General features: G+C 72.6%; 12 protein-coding genes. 5 read left to right on the forward strand and 7 right to left on the reverse strand.

Annotated elements, in window-relative coordinates; all coding sequences use genetic code 11:
- Positions 1-3: 3 nt before the first annotated feature.
- Positions 4-7395, reverse strand: coding sequence for an amino acid adenylation domain-containing protein (locus tag ACFWRT_RS36210; RefSeq protein WP_380955575.1), 7392 nt, complete (start codon positions 7393-7395; stop codon positions 4-6).
- 141 nt (positions 7396-7536) lie between these two features.
- Between ACFWRT_RS36210 and ACFWRT_RS36215 the strand changes: the two genes are divergently transcribed.
- Positions 7537-8754, forward strand: coding sequence for an amidohydrolase (locus ACFWRT_RS36215; protein WP_380955577.1), 1218 nt, complete (start codon positions 7537-7539; stop codon positions 8752-8754).
- Between the two features lie 79 nt (positions 8755-8833).
- Here the strand turns inward: ACFWRT_RS36215 and ACFWRT_RS36220 are convergent, their stop codons facing one another.
- Positions 8834-9847, reverse strand: a complete 1014-nt coding sequence (locus tag ACFWRT_RS36220) for an ABC transporter substrate-binding protein (protein WP_380955579.1) — start codon at positions 9845-9847, stop codon at positions 8834-8836.
- A gap of 149 nt (positions 9848-9996) precedes the next feature.
- Here ACFWRT_RS36220 and ACFWRT_RS36225 point away from each other — a divergent pair, with 149 nt between their 5' ends.
- The gene (locus ACFWRT_RS36225) at positions 9997-10788 is read left to right on the forward strand and encodes an ABC transporter ATP-binding protein (RefSeq protein ID WP_380955581.1); all 792 of its coding nucleotides are present in this window, start codon (positions 9997-9999) and stop codon (positions 10786-10788) included.
- Between the two features lie 84 nt (positions 10789-10872).
- On the opposite strand, the gene meaB is transcribed toward ACFWRT_RS36225, so the two are convergent.
- Genes meaB through ACFWRT_RS36240 form a run of 3 tightly spaced genes read right to left on the reverse strand, consistent with a single transcriptional unit; the run spans position 10873 to position 15992 of the window.
- On the reverse strand, positions 10873-11868 hold the full coding sequence (gene meaB / locus ACFWRT_RS36230) for a methylmalonyl Co-A mutase-associated GTPase MeaB (RefSeq protein ID WP_380955583.1): 996 nt from the start codon (positions 11866-11868) through the stop codon (positions 10873-10875).
- A gap of 12 nt (positions 11869-11880) precedes the next feature.
- Positions 11881-14130, reverse strand: a complete 2250-nt coding sequence (gene scpA, locus ACFWRT_RS36235; protein ID WP_380955584.1) for a methylmalonyl-CoA mutase — start codon at positions 14128-14130, stop codon at positions 11881-11883.
- Complete coding sequence (locus tag ACFWRT_RS36240) at positions 14130-15992, reverse strand: methylmalonyl-CoA mutase family protein (RefSeq protein ID WP_380955586.1); 1863 nt, start codon at positions 15990-15992, stop codon at positions 14130-14132. The genes scpA and ACFWRT_RS36240 overlap by 1 nt, the downstream gene beginning before the upstream one ends.
- A gap of 303 nt (positions 15993-16295) precedes the next feature.
- Between ACFWRT_RS36240 and ACFWRT_RS36245 the strand changes: the two genes are divergently transcribed.
- From ACFWRT_RS36245 to ACFWRT_RS36255, 3 genes are all read left to right on the forward strand, one after another.
- Positions 16296-16823 (forward strand): DUF6325 family protein, encoded by a 528-nt coding sequence (locus tag ACFWRT_RS36245; RefSeq protein WP_380955587.1) that lies wholly within the window; start codon positions 16296-16298, stop codon positions 16821-16823.
- A gap of 77 nt (positions 16824-16900) precedes the next feature.
- Complete coding sequence (locus tag ACFWRT_RS36250) at positions 16901-17698, forward strand: tyrosine-protein phosphatase (protein WP_380955588.1); 798 nt, start codon at positions 16901-16903, stop codon at positions 17696-17698.
- Between the two features lie 94 nt (positions 17699-17792).
- Positions 17793-17954, forward strand: coding sequence for a hypothetical protein (locus ACFWRT_RS36255; RefSeq protein ID WP_380955589.1), 162 nt, complete (start codon positions 17793-17795; stop codon positions 17952-17954).
- A 92-nt stretch (positions 17955-18046) separates the two neighbouring features.
- Here the strand turns inward: ACFWRT_RS36255 and ACFWRT_RS36260 are convergent, their stop codons facing one another.
- Together ACFWRT_RS36260 and ACFWRT_RS36265 are read right to left on the reverse strand one after the other, a co-directional pair.
- Positions 18047-18772 (reverse strand): hypothetical protein, encoded by a 726-nt coding sequence (locus ACFWRT_RS36260; RefSeq protein WP_380955838.1) that lies wholly within the window; start codon positions 18770-18772, stop codon positions 18047-18049.
- Entirely contained in the window at positions 18769-19350 is a 582-nt protein-coding gene (locus tag ACFWRT_RS36265; protein WP_380955840.1) for a hypothetical protein, read from the reverse strand. Before ACFWRT_RS36265 ends, ACFWRT_RS36260 begins: the two co-directional genes overlap by 4 nt.
- Between the last annotated feature and the right edge of the window lie 686 nt (positions 19351-20036).

Genomic DNA, 20036 nt, shown 5'->3' on the forward strand with positions numbered 1-20036 from the left:
GTGTCACTTCTCCAGCTCGGTGAGTCGTTCGGCGACCACGCGGGCGATGTGCGCGATCGGTTCGGGCAGGGTCATGTCCTTGTGCGAGCAGGCGACGTTCGTGTTGTCGATGCGCCCGCTGACGTAGGGCGTCCAGGTCTCCGGCGTCAGGGTGTCGTCGATGGTGTCCACCGTGGCCCGGAAGAACAGCACATCGCCCTGGAACACCCGGTGGTCGTAGGCGCGTACGAGGTCGTTGGTGTTGAGGTACACCTCGCCGAGCGCCTCGATCCTCGCGGCGGAGAGCGCGGCCAGCGGGGAGCCCTCGCGGCGCAGCACCTCCACCACGTTGGCCGTCGTCAGCTCCTTGTCGCCGAGGCTCTCGGGGCCGTAACCGCCCATGGTGAGCAGCGATTCGAGCGCCTCGGCCCGGTCGGGCACGGGCAGGCCGCGGAAACCCTCGGCTGGGTAGGCGTCGAGGATCGCCAGCAACTCGACCTCGTGGCCCGCCTCCTGGAGCACCGCCGCGACGGCGTGGGCGATGATGCCGCCGGTCGACCAGCCGAGCAGCCGGTAGGGCCCCTCCGGCTGGACCTCGCGGATGCGGGAGGCGTAGTGGGCGGCCAGCTCCTCCAGCGTGGTCGGCAGCGGTTCGTCCGCCGTCGCCTCACCGACGCCCTGGGCCTGGAGCCCGTAGATCGGCACATCGGCCGGGAGATGGCGGATCAGCCCGGCGTAGCACCAGCTCAGACCGCCCGCCGGGTGCACGCAGTGGACGGGGGAGCGGTCGCCGGGGCGGGCCGGCCGCAGCGGCAGCAGCACGTCCAGCGGGTCCTCCTCGCGCGAGACGTCCAGCGCCGAATCCAGCGCGGCGGGCGTCGGCGCCTGGAAGACCGTGCCGATCGACACCTCGATGCCGAACGCGGACTTGATCCGCCCGGCGAGGCGCACCGCGAGCAGCGAGTGGCCGCCCAGGTCGAAGAAGTTGTCCTCCACCCCGGCCGACGGCAGCCCCAGCACCTCCGCGAAGATCGAGCAGAGCTGCTCCTCGCGGACCGTGCGCGGCGCCCGGCCCCCGCCGCCCACCGGAACGCCCGGCGCGGGCAGCGCCTTGCGGTCCAGCTTGCCGTTGCCGGTCAGCGGCAGCCGGTCCAGGACCACCACCGCGGAGGGCACCATGTGCACCGGCAGCACCGCCGCCGCGTGCTCGCGCAGCTCGACCGGGACCGGGTCGGTGCCGGGCGCGGGAACCACGTAACCGACCAGCCGCTTGTCACCGGGCACGTCCTCACGCACGACGACCGCCACATCGGCGACCTCCGGGTGCGCGGCCAACACGGCCTCGATCTCGCCCAGTTCGATACGGAACCCGCGGATCTTCACCTGCTGGTCGCCACGCCCGAAGTAGTCGAGGGCCCCGTCGGTACGCCGCCGGGCGAGGTCGCCCGAGCGGTACATCCGGGTCCCGCTCTCCCCGAAGAGATGCGCGAACGGATCGGCGACGAAGCGCCCTGCCGTCAGGTCGGGCCGGCCCAGATAGCCGAGGGCCACACCCTGGCCGGCGACGTACATCTCGCCGGTCACTCCGGGCGGGACGGGCTGGAGCCGGTCGTCCAGCACGTAGACGCGCAGGTCGGGGATGTTGACGCCGATGGTGCTGGAGACGGCGGAGGCGGCCGTCTCCCGGTCGAGTGCCAGGTAGGAGACATGGACCGTGGTCTCGGTGATGCCGTACATGTTGACCAGCGTCGGCGCGTTCTCCTGGTGGCGCGTGTACCAGTCGGCGAGCCGCCCCAGCTCCAGCGCCTCGCCGCCGAACACCACATACCGCAGCGCCAGGTTGTGCCCGGGGGCCTCCCGGTCGGCGGCGGCCAACTGGTAGAACGCGGACGGCGTCTGATTGAGGACGGTCACCTGCTCATCGGCCAACAGCCTGAGGAACGCCTGCGGGTCACGGCTCGTCAGATGCGGTACGACGACGACCCGGCCGCCGAAGAGCAGCGCGCCCCACAGCTCCCACACCGAGAAGTCGAAGGCGTAGGAGTGGAACAGCGTCCACACGTCGTCCGCACCGAACGCGAACCAGTGCTCGGTCGCCGTCATCAGCCGCGTCACATTGTGCTGGGTGACCACAACTCCCTTGGGGCGCCCGGTGGATCCCGAGGTGTAGATGACGTACGCCGGGTCCTGCGGGCTCAGCGGCCGCGTCCGGTCCGCCTGGCTCAGCGGCCCGTCGGGGAAGCCCGCCGCCTCGGCCACCGTGATCAGCGGCAGCTCGTGCGCGGGCAGCCGGTCCGCCGTCGCCGCGTCCGTGATCAGCGCGGCCGGCCGGGCGTCCTCCAGCATGTACGCCAGCCGGTCCGCCGGGTAGTCCGGGTCCATCGGCAGATACGCGGCGCCCGACAGCGACACCGCGAGCAGCCCGGCCACCAGGTCCAGCGAACGCGGCAGCGCGAGGGCCACGATGGAGCCGGGACCGATGTTCCGGGCCGCCATCAGCCGAGCCAACGACTGCGCGCGGGAGGAGAGTTCGGCGTACGTCAGTGACTCGCCGGCATAGCTCACGGCCACGCGCTCCGGGTGACGGCGGGCCGCCACCTCGTACACCTCCGCGAGCGTGAGCGGCACCGGCCGGTCGGCGGGCACGCCGTTGGCCTCGACCAGCGCCCGGCGCATCTCGTTCTCACCGAGCACGGGCAGCAGCCCGACCGGGGTCTCCGGCTCCGCTGCCGCGGCGGTCAGCAGCCGGGCCAGCCGGTCCGCGAGCGCCTGGGCACTCGCCCGGTCGAAGAGATCTGTGCGGAACTCCAGGAACCCGGCGATCCCCCCGTCGGCCAGCTCGCCCGCGTTCAGGGTCAGGTCGAACTTGGCGGTGCCCGACGGTACGGCGGCGAGCCGCGCGGTGGCGTCCGGGCCGAAGGCGGCGGGCCCGTCCGCGATCGACTGCCAGGCCAGCATGGTCTGGAACAGCGGGTGCCGGGCCAGCGAGCGCGGCGGGTTCAGCGCCTCCACCAGGTGGTCGAAGGGCAGCGCGTCGTGCTCGTACGCGGCGAGCGTCGCCGCCCGCACCCGGTCCAGCAGGGCGCCGAAGCCGGGGTCGCCGGAGGTGTCGGTGCGCAGGACCACGGTGTTGGTGAAGAAGCCGACGAGTCCGGCCGTGGTGTCGTCGTCGCGGCCCGCCACGGGGGTGCCGAGCGGGATGTCCGTTCCGCAGCCGTGCCGGGTCAGCAGGGCGGCGAGGCCCGCCTGCACGGTCATGAAGACCGTCGCGCCGTGCGCCCGGGCCAGCCGCCGCAGTGCCTCGTGCGCCGCCGCGTCGAGCGCGAACGGCACGGTGTCGCCGGCCGAGGTGGCGACGGGCGGGCGGGGCCGGTCGGTGGGCAGCTCCAACTGGTCCGGCAACCCGGCCAGCGCCTCGCGCCAGTGGGCGAGCTGCGCCTCGGCGAGCGGGGTCGGGTCGGCGGGGGTGCCGAGGAGCTGCTGGAGCCGGGCGGCGTGGTCGACGTACTGGCCGGCCAACGGTGTGAATTCCGGGGCGTGGCCGGCGAGGCGGGCGGTATAGGCGGCGGCCAGGTCGCGGGCGAGGGGGGTGGTGGACGCGCCGTCGCCCGCGATGTGGTGGAGCAGCAGGAGCAGGGTGTGGTGGCCGGGGGTGTCGCTGAACAGGACCGTGCGCAGGGGCGGCTCGGCGGCCAGGTCGAAGCAGTACCGCACGGCCTCGGTGAGGTCGCTGCCGGGCTCCGCGAGGCGCAGCACGGGACGGGCCGCCTCATGACCCGGCGGAAGAATGACCTGGTGGGGGGCGTCGTCGCCGTCCGCTCCGGGGGCGTTGTCAGTGGGCGGATATACCGTTCTCAGTGTCTCGTGACGGTCCACCAGATCGTGCAGGGCGAGCTGGAGCGCGTCCCGGTCGAGGGGGCCGTTGACGCTGAGGACGAGCGGGATGTTGTAGGTCGGGCTGGGACCTTCGAGGCGGTGGAGGAACCAGAGCCGCTGCTGGGCCGGAGAGAGAGGGAGGGGACCGGTGCGGGGGAGCGGGGAGAGCGGTACGGACGCGGGAGCCGCGCCGCTGCGGGTGCGGACCTGCGCGGCGATGGCGGCCGCTGTGGAGTGGCGGAAGACGTCGGCTATGGAGAACGGGACGCCGAAGTGCTCGCGGACGCGGGCGGCCAGCCGGGCGGCGAGCAGGGAGTGCCCGCCGAGGTCGAGGAAGCCCGCATCGGCGGCCGGGGGCTCCGCGATACCGAGCACGTCGGCGTAGAGCCCCCGCACGATCTCGGTGTGCGGGCCGCTCTCGCCGACGACCTCGGCCCCGATGGCGGGGGCGAGAGGTTCGGGGTCGGGCAGGGCGCGATGGTCCAGCTTGTCGTTGGCGGTACGGGGGAGGGCGTCCAGCAGCGTCACGGTCGCGGGGACCATGTGCTCGGGCAGGGCGGCGGCCAGGTGGTCGCGGAGGGCGTTCGGGGTGGGCGGTGCTTCGCCGTCCTTCGACGGGACCGCGTAGGCGAGGAGGCGCTTGCCGTGTCCGGTCTCCCGGGCGATGACGGCGGCCGCCGCGACCTGCGGGTGGGCCGCCAGCCGGGCCTGGATCTCCCCGAGTTCGATGCGGAAGCCGCGGATCTTCACCTGGTCGTCGCTGCGGCCCAGGAACTCCAGGGTGTGGTCCTCACGGCGGCGCACCAGGTCCCCGGTGCGGTACATCCGGCCGCCGGGGGTGCCGTGCAGCGCGCCGAACGGGTCCGCGACGAACCGCTCGGCGGTCAGGTCGGGGCGGCCGAGGTAGCCGAGGGCCAGGCAGGCCCCGGCGACGTACAGCTCACCGGTCACCCCGGCGGGCACGGGACGCAGGGAGGAGTCCAGGACGTAGACCCGCGATGCGCGGACGGGTCTGCCCTCGGGCCGGTCGGCGGAGTCGCCGGGCAGCCAGTAGTAGGCGTCGACGGTCGTCTCGGTCGGCCCGTAGAGGTTGACCGGGTGCACGGCGTCGGCGGCGGTCAGCCGCTCCCAGAGGGCCGGGGGCACGGCCTCGCCACCGACGACCAGGTGGGCCGGGTGGTGGCGGCTCTCGTCCAGCAGGCCTTCGGCGATGAGCGCTTCGGCGTAGGAAGGGGTGACATCGAGATAGTCGACGCGGTGGGTGCCGACGTACGCGGACAGGACCGCGGGGTCCCGGTAGGCGGCGTCGTCCAGCAGGTGCAGCTCATGGCCGTGGACCATCCACAGCAGCGGGTCCCAGGACGCGTCGAAGGCGAACGAGGCGCTGTGCGCGACCCGGAGCCGGTCCCGGCCGGTGCGGGCGACGGCCGGGGCGATGTGGTCGGTGAGGTGGCCCGCGCCGAGATTGGCGAGTGAGGCGTGGCTGACGAGGACGCCCTTGGGGCGCCCGGTCGAACCGGAGGTGTGGATGAGATAGGCGGGATCACCGAGGGCCGGCCCGGTGGGGAGCGGCCCGGCGGGGCAGCCGGCGAGGGCGTCGGCCGTCGCGGGCTCGTCGAGCGCGACGGTGGCGAGGCCGTGCGGCGGCAGCGCGGCCAGCGTCGCTGTCGTGCCGATGACGGCGACGGGCCGGGCGTCCTCCAGGACGGCCAGGGTCCGGGCGGCGGGGTGGCTAAGGTCCAGCGGCTGGCAGACCAGGCCCGCCTTGAGCACGGCGAACAGGGCCACCACCATGTCGGCGGTCCGGGGCAGGGCCAGCGCCACCGTGGCACCGGCCTGGGTCGAGAACCGGGCCCCGGTCGGCGTCCCCACCCCGGCCAGCAGGTGGGCCAGCCGGTCGGAGGCGGCGTCCAGCTCGGCGAAGGTGAGGGTGGCACCGGCGTCCATCCCAGGTGCGCCCTCCGCTTCCCTGGCACGAGCGGCGCCCTCCGTCCCCCCGGCCCCCCGGAACGTCCCAGCGAGGGTGGAGCGTACGGCGACGGCCTCGGGCGTCAGCGCGGCCTGAGCCGTGAACGCCTGGGGGACGGTCAGGGCGATGGCCGGCTCGGTGCGGCCGGCCGTGGCCTCGCGCACCTGGTCGTCGGTGAGCAGGTCCAGGGTGGCGACGGGCCGGTCCGGGGCGGTGAGCAGCAGCTCGGTCAGGCCGTCGAGATAGCGCAGCCAGGTCACCTCATGGGCGGCGAGCCCCGCCTCCCCGTACGCCGCCGGGTCGGCGTCCAGCGTGAGCCGCAGCCCGCCGTCCGGCCCCGGGGCCGCGCCGACCGCGAGGCTCTCCACGGGACCGGCGGCGAGGTTGCGCACGGTGCCGGGGAGACCGGCGAAGTCCAGGGCGCTGTCGAAGGCCTTGATGTTGACCATCGGGCCGGTCAGCGGCACGTCGGCCGACTCCAGGGCCAGATCGCGGCGGAGGTCGGCCTGCGGGTAGCGCTGGTGGCGGCGGACCGCGCGGATCTCCAGCACCACCCGGCGCAGCAGCTCCGCCCCGGTGTCCTGACGGCGTACGGCGATGCGCAGCGGCAGCACGTTCACGGACATGGCGGGGGTGCGCAGGGCGGCCGGGCCGCGCCGGTTGGTCAGCGGCAGGCCCAGCACCACGTCCTCGGTGCCGGTGAGCCGGTGCAGATGACCGGCGGTCGCGGCGACGACGAGCTCGGCCCAGGTCGCCTTGGCGGCGCGCGCCGCCCGGGAGAGCCGGTCCAGGGTGCTCGCCGGAAGATCGGTGATCCGGTGCAGCAGGTCGCCACCGGCAGAGGCGCCGGACGCAGCGCCGGACATGGCACCGGCAGAGGCGCCGGACATGGCACCGGACGTGGCGGGCCCGGCCTCGGGGGCGTACCCGGCCATCCGCTCCGCCCAGAAGGCGCGGTCCTCGGCGTACTCCGCACCGGACAGATACGCCGTCTCGTCGTCGGTCAGCTCGCTCAGCGGGGCGAACCGGCCCTCAGGCGCGGGCTCCTCGGCGACAGCGGCCGCGTACAGCTCGGCGACCCGGCGTCCGATCAGCGAGAGGGCGTAGGCGTCGACGGCTATGTGGTGGACGCGCTGGTACCACCAGTGCCGGTCCTCCCCGACGCGGATCAGCGCCTGCGTCATCAGCCCGTCGGCGGAGGCGAGATCAACCGGCCGGGCCAGATCCTCCCGCATCCACACCTCGGCCTGCTCCGGCGTCAGTTCCAGCCGCTGCACGACGGATTCACCGTGAACGACGTGCTGCACGGGTGTGCCGTCGGCCTCGGAGACCCGTACGGCCAGCGTGTCCGCCTCGCCCACGGCCCGACCGAGCGCCTCGCTGAACAGGTCCGCGTCGAGCGGCCCGTCGATCTCCACGCAGTCGGCCGTGTTCAGCTCCGTTCCGAGCGGCGCCAGTTGGTGCGCGTAGTAGATGCCCGACTGGGCGGTCAGGAGGGGCAGCGCTCGGGAGGGAGGGCCGCCGGGGTGCGCTGCCGAAGAGCTGGTCGGGCGGTTCGGACGCTCATGCATGTGTGTGACGACTCCCCTGAAGGACAACGGACACCGGGCCACCAGACTCCCCGGCACGCACTTAGGTAAGGCTAAGTTAACCTATTTCCGACAGTGCAGGCGACCGTCCACGGGCGGTCCCGGAACACCAAGGAGAGACCCATGACCGTCCCCGGAACCGAACACGCCGCGACGCAGGACGGCGGGCGAGCCGACGAGCGGCTCGGCGCCCTCAAGGCGGCCGTCCGGGACACGGTCACGATCCACGCGGAAACCCTCCTCGACCTCAGCCGGCGCATCCACGCCGACCCCGAGACCGCCTTCGAGGAGCACCGCTCCGCCGCCCTCTGCGCCGAACTCCTGGCCGCCCACGGCTTCGACGTCACCGCCCCCGCCCACGGTCTGGAGACGGCGTTCCGGGCCACGATCGGCTCGGGACCGGTAACCGTGGCGATCGCCTGCGAGTACGACGCGCTGCCCGGCCTCGGCCACGCCTGCGGCCACAACCTGATCGCCGCCGCCGGGGTCGGCGCGGCGCTCGGCCTCGCCCCGTACGCCGACGAACTCGGCCTGACCGTAAGGGTGATCGGCACCCCCGCCGAGGAGCGCGGTGCGGGCAAGGCGCTCCTCCTGGAGGCCGGGGCGTTCGACGGGGTGGACGCCGCGATGATGGTGCACCCCTGCCCCTTCGAGCTGGCCGACTTCCGCTCGTTCGCCCTCGGCACCCTGGACGTCACCTACACCGGCCGTACCGCCCACCCCAGCCTCAACCCGCACGAGGGCCGCAACGCCGCCGACGCGCTCACGGTCGCCCAGGTCGCCCTGGGCCTCCTGCGCCAGCAACTGCCGCCGCAGTGGCGGGTGCACGGCATCACCACGGCGGCCGGGACCTCGCCCAACCTGATACCCGAACGGGCCACCGCCACGTACGAGATCCGCGCGCTCGCCGCCGAGGACCTGCGGGAGCTGCGGAGCCGCGTCGAGGACTGCTTCCGGGCCGGTGCGCTCGCCACCGGATGCGAAGTGACCCTGGAGCAGCCCGAACCCGACTACCTCGACTTCCGGGGCGACGCGGAGCTGCTCCGGCTCTGGACCGCCAACGCCCGCGAGCTCGGCCGTGCCGAGTCCGTGGAGCGCCCGCCCTTCGCCTGTACGGACATGGGCAACGTCTCGCACGTGGTGCCGTCCATCCACCCGGTACTGGACATCAGTGGAGGCGCCTGCGGGCCGCACGAGCCCGAGTTCGTCGACGCCGCGGTCTCCCCGGCGGCCGAACAGGCCCTGCTGGACGGCGCGGTGGGCATGGCGTGGACGGCGGCGGACTTCGCGGCGGCCCGTACGGCAGGCGCGGTAGGCGTGGCAGACGCGGAATCCGCCTGACCCACCGGAAGCCACTCCGCGGCCCGGACCGGCCCGGCCCGGAAACCCGGGCCGGGCCGAACGGCCTCGCGGCACCGGACTACTTGGCGGAGAGCGCCTTGACGTAGTCCTCCATCACGACGTCGGCCGCCAGCGGCCCGCCGCGGGTCGACCACACCGAACCGTCGACCGTCACGACCTGCTTGTTCTTGACGGCGCCGAGCTCCTTGTAGGCCGGCTTGTCCTGGACGTCCTTGAGCGCCTTGGCGCCGTCCGAGGTCAGCGTCGACAGGAACAGCCAGTCGCCGTCGATCTCGTCGATCTTCTCCAGGCTCAGCGACGGCGTGTGCGCGTTGCCGTCCTTGTTCTGCGACGTGGGCCGCTTCAGCCCCATCTCCAGCGCGACACCACTGGCGAACTGCTTGTTCTCCATCCAGCTCGGCCCGTCCGGGTTCCAGCGGACGATGGAGACCTCGGCGCCCTTGTTCTTCCCGAGCTTCTCACCGGCGGCCTTCGCGGCGGCCTCGTGGTCGGTGATGAACTTGTTGGCCGCGTCCAGCTTGTTGACGGCGTTGCCGACACCCCGGAAGAACAGCTTCCAGTCGTCGGTCGGCGCCATCGTCACCAGCGTGGCCGGGGTGATCTCGCGGAGCTGCTTGAGCACCTGCTCGTCCTGCATGTCCCCGGCGAGGATCAGGTCGGGCTTGGCGGCGACGACCTTGTCCATGACCGGCTGGAGCAGGTTGCCGACGATGTTGATGCCCTCGACCTTGTCCGCGAGGTAGGCCGGCGGCTTGTCCAGGCCCTGCCCGTTGGTGATGCCGACCGGCTTGATGTCCAGCGCGAGCACCGCGTCCAGGTCCTCCTGGGTGAGCGTCACGATGCGCTTCGGCTCGGCGGGTATCTCCACGGCCGCCCCCGTGGCGTCCTTGACGGTCCGCGTCGTGGACGAGGCGGAGTCCGCCTTGGCGGACTTCTCGCCGGACGGCTTGCTCTCGGCCGAGTCGGAACCCCCTCCGCAGGCCGTCAGGAGCAGGACCGCGGTCCCGAGCGTGGCGACGGCCTGGGCGGCTCTTCGGGAGACGGTGCGGACGGGGCGGTGGTGCAGGGTCATCAAGGGCTCCGGAATCAACGGGACATGAAGCGACGAAGGTCCAACGGCAGCACAAGGGCGACCATCGACCGCTCGGCGAGCTAAGGTTAGCCTTACTTTAGTGGCATCGGGCAAGGTGATGCCCCATTTCTTCTGAAAGGCCGGTCCTCGTGGACATCCGTGTTGAACAGCTCACCGCTGGATACGCCGGTCATACCGCCGTGGACCGTGTCGACCTGACCGTCGGATCGGGACAAGTGGTGGCGATCGTCGGCCCCAACGGCTGCGGCAAGTCGACCCTGCTGCGCTGTGTGGCCCGCCTCCATCAGCCGCGCTCGGGCAAGGTGTTCGCCGGCGGGTCCGACATCTGGGAGCTGCGCCAGCGGGACGCCGCCCACCGCATCGCCCTGCTGCCGCAGGCCCCGCAGGCCCCCGAGGCGGTGACCGTCGCCGGACTCGTACGGTACGGACGCCACCCGCACCAGGGGCTGTTCCGCCAGTGGTCGCGCGAGGACGAGGAGGCGGTGACCCGCGCCTTGGAGGCGACCGGCACGACCGGCCTGGCCGACCGTCGGCTCGACCAGCTCTCCGGTGGCCAGCGCCAGCGGTGCTGGCTCGCCATGGCCCTCGCCCAGGAGACCCCGATCGTCCTCCTCGACGAGCCCACCAGCGCCCTCGACATCGGTCACGCCGTGGAGGTCCTGGACCTGGTGCGCGAGGTCGCGGCCCAGGGCCGGACCATCGTCATGGTCGTCCACGACCTGGCCGGCGCCGCCCGCTACGCCGACACCCTGGTCGCCATGCGCGCCGGGCGGATCATCGCCTCCGGCCCGCCGCGCGAGATCGTTGACGCCGACCTCGTAAGGGAGTTGTACGGCATCGAGGCCGAGATCCTCACCGCCACCTCCGACGGCACCCCGGTCGTCGTCCCGACCGTGAGCGCACCTCCCGTCGCCGTCTGAGCCCCGCCGCGTGACGCGGCCCCCGAAACGCCGATGGGCCCCTCCGTCCAGGGGCCCATCGGTCCGTTCAGCTGCGGATACGGCTCAGGCGCGCTCGTCGCCCCGGAACACGCCGAGGATCTCCTCGGCGGCCAGCGTCGCCGTCAACGTCCCCTCACGGACCCGCTGTTCGAGCTCCGGCGCCAGCTTCCGTACGGCAGGGTGGTTGCGCAGACTGTCCAGCAGCTCGTCCCGGACCATGTTCCAGGTCCAGTCCACCTGCTGGTCACGGCGCTTGGCCGCCAGCCGGCCGGTGGACTCCAGGACCGTACGGTGCTGCTCCAGCCGCTCCCACAGTGTGTCCAGGCCCGTCGACTCCCGGGCGCTGCACGTGAGGACCGGCGGGGTCCAGGCCGCGTCCACCGGGTGCATCAGCCGCAGCGCGCCCGCCAGTTCACGCGCCGCCGAGCGGGCGTCACGCTCGTGCGGGCCGTCGGCCTTGTTGACCGCGATGGCGTCCGCCAGCTCCAGGACCCCCTTCTTGATGCCCTGCAACTGGTCGCCGGTCCGGGCGAGGGTCAGCAGCAGGAACGTGTCGACCATGTTGGCCACGGCCGTCTCCGACTGCCCGACCCCCACCGTCTCCACGAGCACCACGTCGTACCCCGCCGCCTCCATCACCACGATGGACTCCCGCGTCGCCTTCGCCACCCCGCCCAGCGTGCCCGCCGTGGGGGAGGGGCGCACGAAGGCGGCCGGGTCCACCGCGAGCCGCTCCATCCGGGTCTTGTCTCCCAGGATGGAGCCGCCGGTACGGCTGGAGGACGGGTCGACGGCCAGCACCGCCACCCGGTGCCCGAGCCCGGTGAGCATCGTGCCGAGCGCGTCGATGAAGGTGGACTTGCCCACCCCCGGCACCCCGCTGATTCCGATCCGCCGGGCCTTCCCGGCCTGTGGCAGCAACCGGCTCAGCAACTCCTGCGCCAGCACCCGGTGTTCGGCCCGCGTCGACTCGACGAGCGTGATGGCGCGCGCCACGAACGCCCGCTTGCCGTCGAGCACTCCCTGTACATAAGTGTCGATGTCGATCTTGGCAGCCATCCGGTCAGCGGCTCACAGCTCGTGGCCGAGCGCGGCGCCGAGCCGCGTCACCAGATCGTGGGCCGCGTCCGGGATCACCGTCCCCGGCGGGAAGACCGAGGCCGCCCCCGCCTCGTGCAGGGCCTCGATGTCCTGCGGCGGGATCACCCCGCCCACCACGATCATGATGTCCTCCCGGCCCTCGGCGGCCAGTTCCTCGCGCAGCGCCGGCACCAGAGTGAGGTGCCCGGCCGCCAGCGAGGAGACGCCCACGATGTGCACGTCGGCCTCCACCGCCTGCCGCGCCACCTCGCCCGGCGTCTGGAACAGCGGGCCGACGTCCACGTCGAAGCCCAGGTCGGCGAAGGCCGTGGCGATCACCTTCTGGCCCCGGTCGTGGCCGTCCTGGCCCATCTTGGCGACCAGGATGCGCGGACGGCGCCCCTCCGCCTCCTCGAACGCGTCGACCAGCGCGCGGGTGCGGTCCACCGAAGGGGAGTCCCCTGCCTCTTTGCGGTACACACCGGAGATCGTACGGATCTGCCCGGCGTGCCGCCCGTACACCTTCTCCAACGCGTCCGAGATCTCCCCGACCGTGGCCATCGCCCGCGCAGCGTCCACGGCGAGCGCCAGCAGATTGCCCTCCAGGCCCGGGCCCGGGCTGCGCTCGGCGGCCGCCGTCAGCGCCCGCAGCGCCTCCTGGCACGCCACCTCGTCGCGCTCCTCGCGCAGCCGGCGCAGCTTCTCGATCTGCTGGGTGCGCACCGAGGAGTTGTCGACCTTGAGCACGTCGATCTTCTCGTCGGTCTCCACCCGGTACTTGTTCACCCCGATCACCGGCTGCCGCCCGGAGTCGATCCGCGCCTGCGTACGGGCGGCCGCCTCCTCCACCCGGAGCTTGGGGATGCCCGCGTCGATGGCCTTCGCCATCCCGCCGGCCGCCTCGACCTCCTCGATGTGCTGCCAGGCCCGGTCCGCCAGATCGCGGGTCAACTTCTCCACGTACGCGCTGCCGCCCCACGGGTCGATGACCCGGCAGGTCCCGGACTCCTGCTGGAGCAGGAGCTGGGTATTACGGGCGATCCGCGCCGAGAAGTCCGTCGGCAGCGCCAGCGCCTCGTCCAGCGCGTTGGTGTGCAGCGACTGGGTGTGCCCCTGCGTCGCCGCCATCGCCTCCACACACGTACGCGTCACATTGTTGAACACGTCCTGAGCCGTCAGCGACCAGCCCGAGGTCTGCGAATGGGTGCGCAGGGAAAGGGACTTGGCGTTCTTCGGGTCGAACTGCTTGACGAGACGCGCCCAGAGCAGCCGGGCCGCCCGCAGTTTGGCGACCTCCATGAAGAAGTTCATGCCGATCGCCCAGAAGAACGACAGCCGGGGCGCGAACGCGTCGACGTCCAGGCCGGCTTCCTGCCCGGCGCGCAGATACTCCACCCCGTCGGCCAGCGTGTACGCCAGCTCCAGATCGGCCGTCGCCCCGGCCTCCTGGATGTGATAGCCGGAGATCGAGATGGAGTTGTAGCGCGGCATCTTCTGCGAGGTGAACGCGAAGATGTCGGAGATGATCCGCATCGACGGGGTCGGCGGATAGATGTAGGTGTTGCGGACCATGAACTCCTTCAGAATGTCGTTCTGAATGGTCCCGGCCAACTTCTCGGGCGGCACGCCCTGTTCCTCGGCGGCCACGATGTACAGCGCGAGTACGGGGAGCACCGCGCCGTTCATCGTCATCGACACCGACATCCGGTCCAGCGGAATGCCGTCGAACAACTGGCGCATGTCGTAGATCGAGTCGATCGCCACCCCGGCCATACCGACATCTCCGGTCACGCGCGGATGGTCGCTGTCGTACCCCCGGTGGGTCGGCAGGTCGAAGGCGACCGACAGACCCTTCTGCCCGGCCGCGAGGTTGCGCCGGTAGAAGGCGTTGGACTCCTCGGCCGTGGAGAACCCGGCGTACTGACGGATCGTCCAGGGCTGGTTGACGTACATCGTCGGGTACGGACCGCGCAGATACGGGGCGATGCCCGGGTACGAGTGCAGCGCTTCCAAGCCCTCCAGGTCATCGCCGGTGTAGAGCGGCTTGACCGTGATGCCCTCGGGGGTCTCCCAGAGCGGGGCCTCGGCGCCGTCGGCCCCCTTGGCCACGGCCGCCTGCCATTCCTCGGCGGAGACGGAGGCGGAGGCGGCCGGGGGAGCGGGGGACTCCAGCGCGACCTCGGAGAAATCAGGAACGGCGGATGTCCCGGCGGATTTCTGTTCCGTGGGCGATGTCTGCATCACGCCACTCCCATGCGGTCGAGTACGGAGGTGAGAACGGCGACCGTGTCGCAGCCCGCGAAGACGTAGGAGTCGACATCGGCGTACTCGCCGGGGCGCCCCGCGAGGAACACCTGGGCCGCGCCCGCCGACTTCAGCGCCCCGGCCACGTCGGCCGCCTGCTCGGAGTACAGGGCGTCCGACGAACACAGACACGCGATGCTCGCACCCGAGGCCGTGAGCGCCTCGGCGGCCGTGGCCGCGTCCACCGACACCGGCCGGTGCACCGCCTCGATCCCGCCCGCCCCGAAGAGGTTGACGGCGAACGAGGCCCGCGCGGTGTGCGCGGCGGCCGGTCCCAGCGCGGCGATGAACACCTTGGGCCGCTCGCCGGTCGCCGCGAGGTGCGCGTCCGACCGGGCGCGCAGCGCCTCGAACGCCTCGTCGCGCCGGACCCGGGGCAGCCCACCCGGGGATTCCGCGTACGGATCGGGCGCCGGCTCACGCTCCACCGGCCGCTCGGACGGCATCGGGAACTCGCTGACCCCGGTGATCGGCTCCTTGCGGCGGGCCAGCTTCGCGCTGCGCGCCGCCCAGGTGGCGGCGAGCCGCTCGGCGACCATCCCGGACCGCAGAGCGGTCGGCAGTCCGCCCGCCCGCTCGGTCTCCTGGAAGAACGCCCAGGCGGCCGCCGCGAGTTCGTCGGTGAGCCGCTCCACGTACCAGGAGCCGCCCGCCGGGTCGATGACCCGGGCCAGATGCGATTCCTCCATCAGGATCGTGGAGGTGTTACGGGCGATGCGCCGGGCGAACGCGTCGGGCAGCCCCAGCGCGTGATCGAACGGCAGCACGGTGACGGAGTCGGCGCCGCCGACCCCCGCGCCCAGCGTGGCGAGCGTGGTGCGCAGCATGTTCACCCACGGGTCGCGGCGCGTCATCATCACCGCTGACGTCACGGCGTGCTGGCGCTGCGCCCCGGCGGCAGGCGCCCCCGACGCCTCGGCGACCCGCGCCCACAGCCGGCGCGCCGCCCGCAGCTTCGCGATCGTCAGGAACTGGTCGGCGGTTGCCGCGTAACGGAACTCCAACTGCGCGCAGGCCGCCTCCACGCTGAGACCGGCCGCCGTCAGCGCCCGCAGATAGGCGACGCCGGACGCCAGGGAGAGCCCCAGCTCCTCGGCGGCCGAACCGCCGGCCTCGTGGTACGGGAGCGCGTCCACGGCGATCGCCCGCAGCCCCGGGTACGCCGTGCCGCAGATCCGGGCCCAGCGGACGGCGGAGGTGAGGTCCGCCTCGATGCCGGTCCGGGCCTCGTGGCCGAGCGGGTCGGCGCCCAGAGTGCCGCGCGCCTCGCCCTTGGCGACGCCCCGCTCCTCGTACAGCCGCAGCAGCTCGGTGGCGGCGGCGTCCAGGTCGGCCGGGGCGTCGAGCACGATGGGCGCGAGGTCCAGGTAGACGCCGTCCAGCGCACGGGCCAGGGACTCCACGGGGACGCCGGCGGGGCCGCCCACGGTGAGCCAGAGCGAGGTGACCCCGTTCTCCAGATCGCCGAGCACCGCCTCGTTGAGCCGGGCGGGGTCGCCCAGGGCGTGGCGTTGGCGTACGTCCCAGCCGCCCGCCGCGTTTCCTTCGGCCCTGCTGCCCCGGGTGAAGGGCGCGAAGCCGGGGAAACCGGTGTCCGGTGAGACGTCGTTCGCGGTGTAGAGGGGGCGGGTGGTGAGCCCGTCCTCCAGTGTGGTGGACAGCGCTTCCTCGGCGGCCGAGCCCGAGACTTCCTTGCCCGACTTGCGCAGAACGCCTTCGACGAGGCTCTGCCACTGGTCATGGGAGGGGTCGGGGAACGCGGCGGCCGGAGAGAGCCCGTCAGCAGGCTGGACCGTCATGCTCAGATGCTAGGCCAGCGCGGGGAACGTGCAGCAGGGGCACGTGCTGTGACCTTGCCCTCTCCGGTCCGCACTTGATCCTTTACTTACCGTCGCGTTACCGGCGCGAGGACGCCGAGGGGCCGGGACACCGACCGGAAGCCGGGACAGGTCGGGCGCAACACGGCCATGTTCGACAACGGGGGGAATGGGACAATTGATGCATATTATGTGCGAAGTTTTTCGGTTTCTTATGTCATCCCTTGCATGCCCGTATCCACCCCGGAGCCCTCGCGGCCGCCGGGATGCGGAGAGGACGCGACCGTGGCCGTCGGACCTGTGGAACACCTCGTCATCGCCTTCCCCGGCAGCGGCTTCACCGGGGCCGTCGTGCCCGTCCTCGCCGATGCCGTGGCGTCCGGTGCCGTGCGCGCCGGGGACCTGGCCTTCGTCCGTCGCGCCGGAGGCGGTGCGCTGGCCCCGGTGGAGCTGGCGGAGCTCGACCCCGAAGGGACGGTTCCGGCCGGCGGTGCGGAGGGCGGGGCGGCCGTGGCGCTGAGCGCGGGGAACGTGGAGGTGCTGGAGCGGAGCGTGCCCGAGGGCGAGACGGTCGCCCTCGTCGTGCGGGAGGACCTGTGGACCTCGGAGCTCGCCCGCACCTTCCGGGAGGCGGGCGGTGCGTTCGTCACCCATGAGCGTTTCGGTGCGACCGGGTCGGACGCGGACGCGGACCAGGCGGGTGAGGGGGACGACATCATCACCCGGCTGGAGCGGCTCGCCGAGCTGTGGGGGCGGGACGTGCTCACGGACGCCGAGTTCGCGGAGCAGAAGGCGAATCTGCTGGCGGACTGAGTTCCGGCCGGCCGGCCGGTGGGTCGTTGGGCCGATGGAGCCCCGGACGTTCTCATCAGGGAAAGAGGCAGTTCATCGTGCAGACCGCCCGGACCGTTCCGGCCGCCACCGTTGTCAATCTTCGCGACCTGGGGGGCATCGCCCTGGGCCGTGACCGCCGGGTGCGGCAAGGTGTCCTGTTCCGCTCGGGGCAGCTGAGCGACCTGCAACCGGACCGCGACCGGGCGGTGGCCGCGCTCGGCATCCGTACGGTCGTCGACCTGCGCACCGCCGACGAACGGCAGTGGTCCCCGGACCGGCTCCCGGACCGGGCCCGGCTCTTCGTCGCCGACGTCCTCGGCGACCACCCGGGCGTGGCGCCGGCCCGGCTCAAGGCGCTGCTCGCCGATCCGGCCGAGGCGGAACGCGCGCTGGGCGGCGGCCGGGCCGAGGAGCTGTTCGCCGAGACCTACCGCAAGATGGTCCTCTCGCCCGGCGCGGCGGCCGCCTACCGGGCCTTCCTGGAGACCGCCGCGGACCCCGGCGCGCGGCCGGTGCTCTTCCACTGCACGGCCGGCAAGGACCGCACCGGCTGGGCGGCGGCCGTCCTGCTGATGATCCTGGGCGCCTCCCGGGAGACCGTGCGGCAGGACTTCCTCGCGGTGAACCCCGCCGTACGCGCCGCGTTCGCTCCGTACGTCCAGAAGTTCCTGGACGGCGGCGGCGATCCGGCCGTCGCGGCGGCCATCGTCGAGGTGCGCCCCCGCTATCTGGAGACCGCGCTCGACGCGATGGACGAGCGGTGGGGCGGCCTCGACGGATACGTACGCACCGGCCTGCGCATCCCCGAACCGGTGCTGGAGCGGCTGCGCGAAGGTCTGGTGATCGCGGGCTGATCGCTGGTGCGGGCGGGTGTCCGGCGTGACAGATATACCCCTAGGGGGTATGTTGGCGGTGTCGGAAAACGTCGTCGTCCGCTGGGGGACAGCCATGAACACCGGACTGAGGGTCGCGGCTTTCGCCGCCGCGGTCGCCGCCGTCTTCGCCATCGCCTTCGGGGTCGGAAGGGTCGCGGGGCCGGACCCGGACCCCGCTCCCGGGCCCTCCACCCACCAGCCCTCCACGCACCAGGGGGAGAGCCACGGGGAGTGAGAGCGGGGCGCGCACGACGCGAGGGCCGGTCCCACCGACGTACATCGGTGGGACCGGCCCTCGCGTCGCGACGCCGTGCGGTCGCTCGCCGCTCAGAGGCGGACGAGGCGTTCCGTCAGGTCGCGGTACTGCTGGAGCGCGATGCGCAGATCCTCCGTACCGGCCTCCGACCGCTCGCCGTCGCGGTCGGTGCGCAGCAGCCGGGACCGCTCGGCCAGGGCCTGCGTGAGCTCGGCGACGACCTCGTCGAAGGCCGCGTCGGCCTCCTGCACCGCCTGGCGCGGGTTCTCCACGAAGCCGGCCACCGCCTGGTGGATGCGGGCGTCGAACTTCTCCCGCTGCTCCGGGGCGAACAGCGGGCGATCCTTGCCCGTCGCCGTGCCCCCGCCGGTGCCCGCCGTCGCCTTGGTGCCGGTGGCCGTGCCACTGCGGGGGTCGGCGTCGGTGTCCGTCGTGCGACCGGTCTCCCGGGCCCCCTCCGTGCGGGTGTCGGTTTCGCGGACCCCTTCCGTGCGGGTGCTGGTCTCCCGGGCTCCTTCCGTGCGGGTACCGGTCGCCCGGTCCCCCTCCGTGTGGGCGGGGGTGGCATGCGCCTTGTCGGCGTGGGGCGTTCCGGATGCCGGGACGGACGCGCCGTCGGGGCGGGTGTCGGGGGCCCTTTCCGGGGAGCCGGCCGGCTTCGCGGCCGATGCCGGTACGGGGGTGCCCAGCGGGTCGCCGGGAGGCGTCACCGGGGGGACGCGCTCGGCGCCGGTGGAGGGGGTGGCCCGGTCCGAGGTGCTGCCGGTGCCGTCATTGCCGTGCGGGGTCTGCGTCATGAGGTGCCCTGTCCCTTGGTGAGCTGTCGGTTGTCGTGTCGGCGCGGGGCCGGGCCGTCCGCGAGGAGGGCGTCGAAGAGGTTCCGCGCGTCGACGAAGGCCTCGCGCATCTCCTCGGTGCCGGTGTCGTCGCTCCGGGCGGAGTGCACCCTGCGGTAGCCGTCGATATGGCGGGGGTGGTGGACGGAGAGGGCGTCGGCTCGTTCCTCGAAGCTCTCTCCGGCGGGGAAGCCCCGATCGCGGGAGAGGTCGGCCAGCAGCGCGTCGGCCTCCTGCAGCGCCTGCTGCGGCGAGTCCACGAACTGCTCCTGCGTGCGGGCCCAGCGGGCGGTGTACTCCGCGCGGGCCGCCTCGGTCAGCGGCAGCTTCTCCAGGTCTCCGTGGAGCTTCACCCGCTCGTCGAGCTCCTGCTCGGCGGCCTGGGTGTCGCCCCCGTGCCGGGCGACCACCCGGTCGTACTCGGGGCCGAAGCGGCTCTGCAGACTCCGGCCGCCGACCGGACCGCGGCGGACGACGAAGAAGTAGACGGCGGCGGCCACGACGAGGACCGCGACGATGATGATGATCGCTGTTGTCACGGCTGTCGCCCCCACCGTTCACCGGCCGGCACGCGACTCTCTTGTCGCACAGTCGTCAACCCCTCTCGGTCCCGGCCCGGAGGAACGACCACCGGGCGACGTGCTGACCGTGTACCCCCGAACAGCCGTTCATGCGGGCAAGCCCCGCCGGAGTGATCTGTGTACCGTGCACATGGCGTACCGGTGTGGGCGGAACTTAGCTCTGGTTGGCCGTAGTTAGCCCTGATCGGGAAGATCTTTCTCCCATCCGTCTCCCATGGGGACACGGATGGGAGACAGATGCGGGGGAGCCCCAGCTCTGTACAATTCGGTCAACCGAGGGCGCTGTGAGCTAGGGCCACCGAGGGGACTCGGGCCCGTCGGCCTGCACCCAGGGGGCTACGTCTTTGTCGTCTCGAACGACTCGATCGTTGGCGTCCTATCCTGCGGCTTCTTGCCGACCGGGACACCGACGTGAAGACCCTCACGGGAACGCCTTCTACGGTTCTCCGCGAGGACTCTGACCGCGGCACCCCTCTACGGTGCGTTCTCGCTGATGTCCTTCAGGCGCTGTCCAGGCGGCGGGGTCGCGGCCACGAAGTCGGCGCTCAACACGTCGGCGTACGCAGCCAGGTCATCGTGGGTGGCCACCACGGTGCGGACGATGCGGTTGATCGTGTCCGAACGGGCAAGCCGTGCGCCCCGGG

This window comes from Streptomyces cyaneofuscatus (assembly GCF_042718795.1).
Lineage (GTDB): Bacteria > Actinomycetota > Actinomycetes > Streptomycetales > Streptomycetaceae > Streptomyces > Streptomyces cyaneofuscatus_A.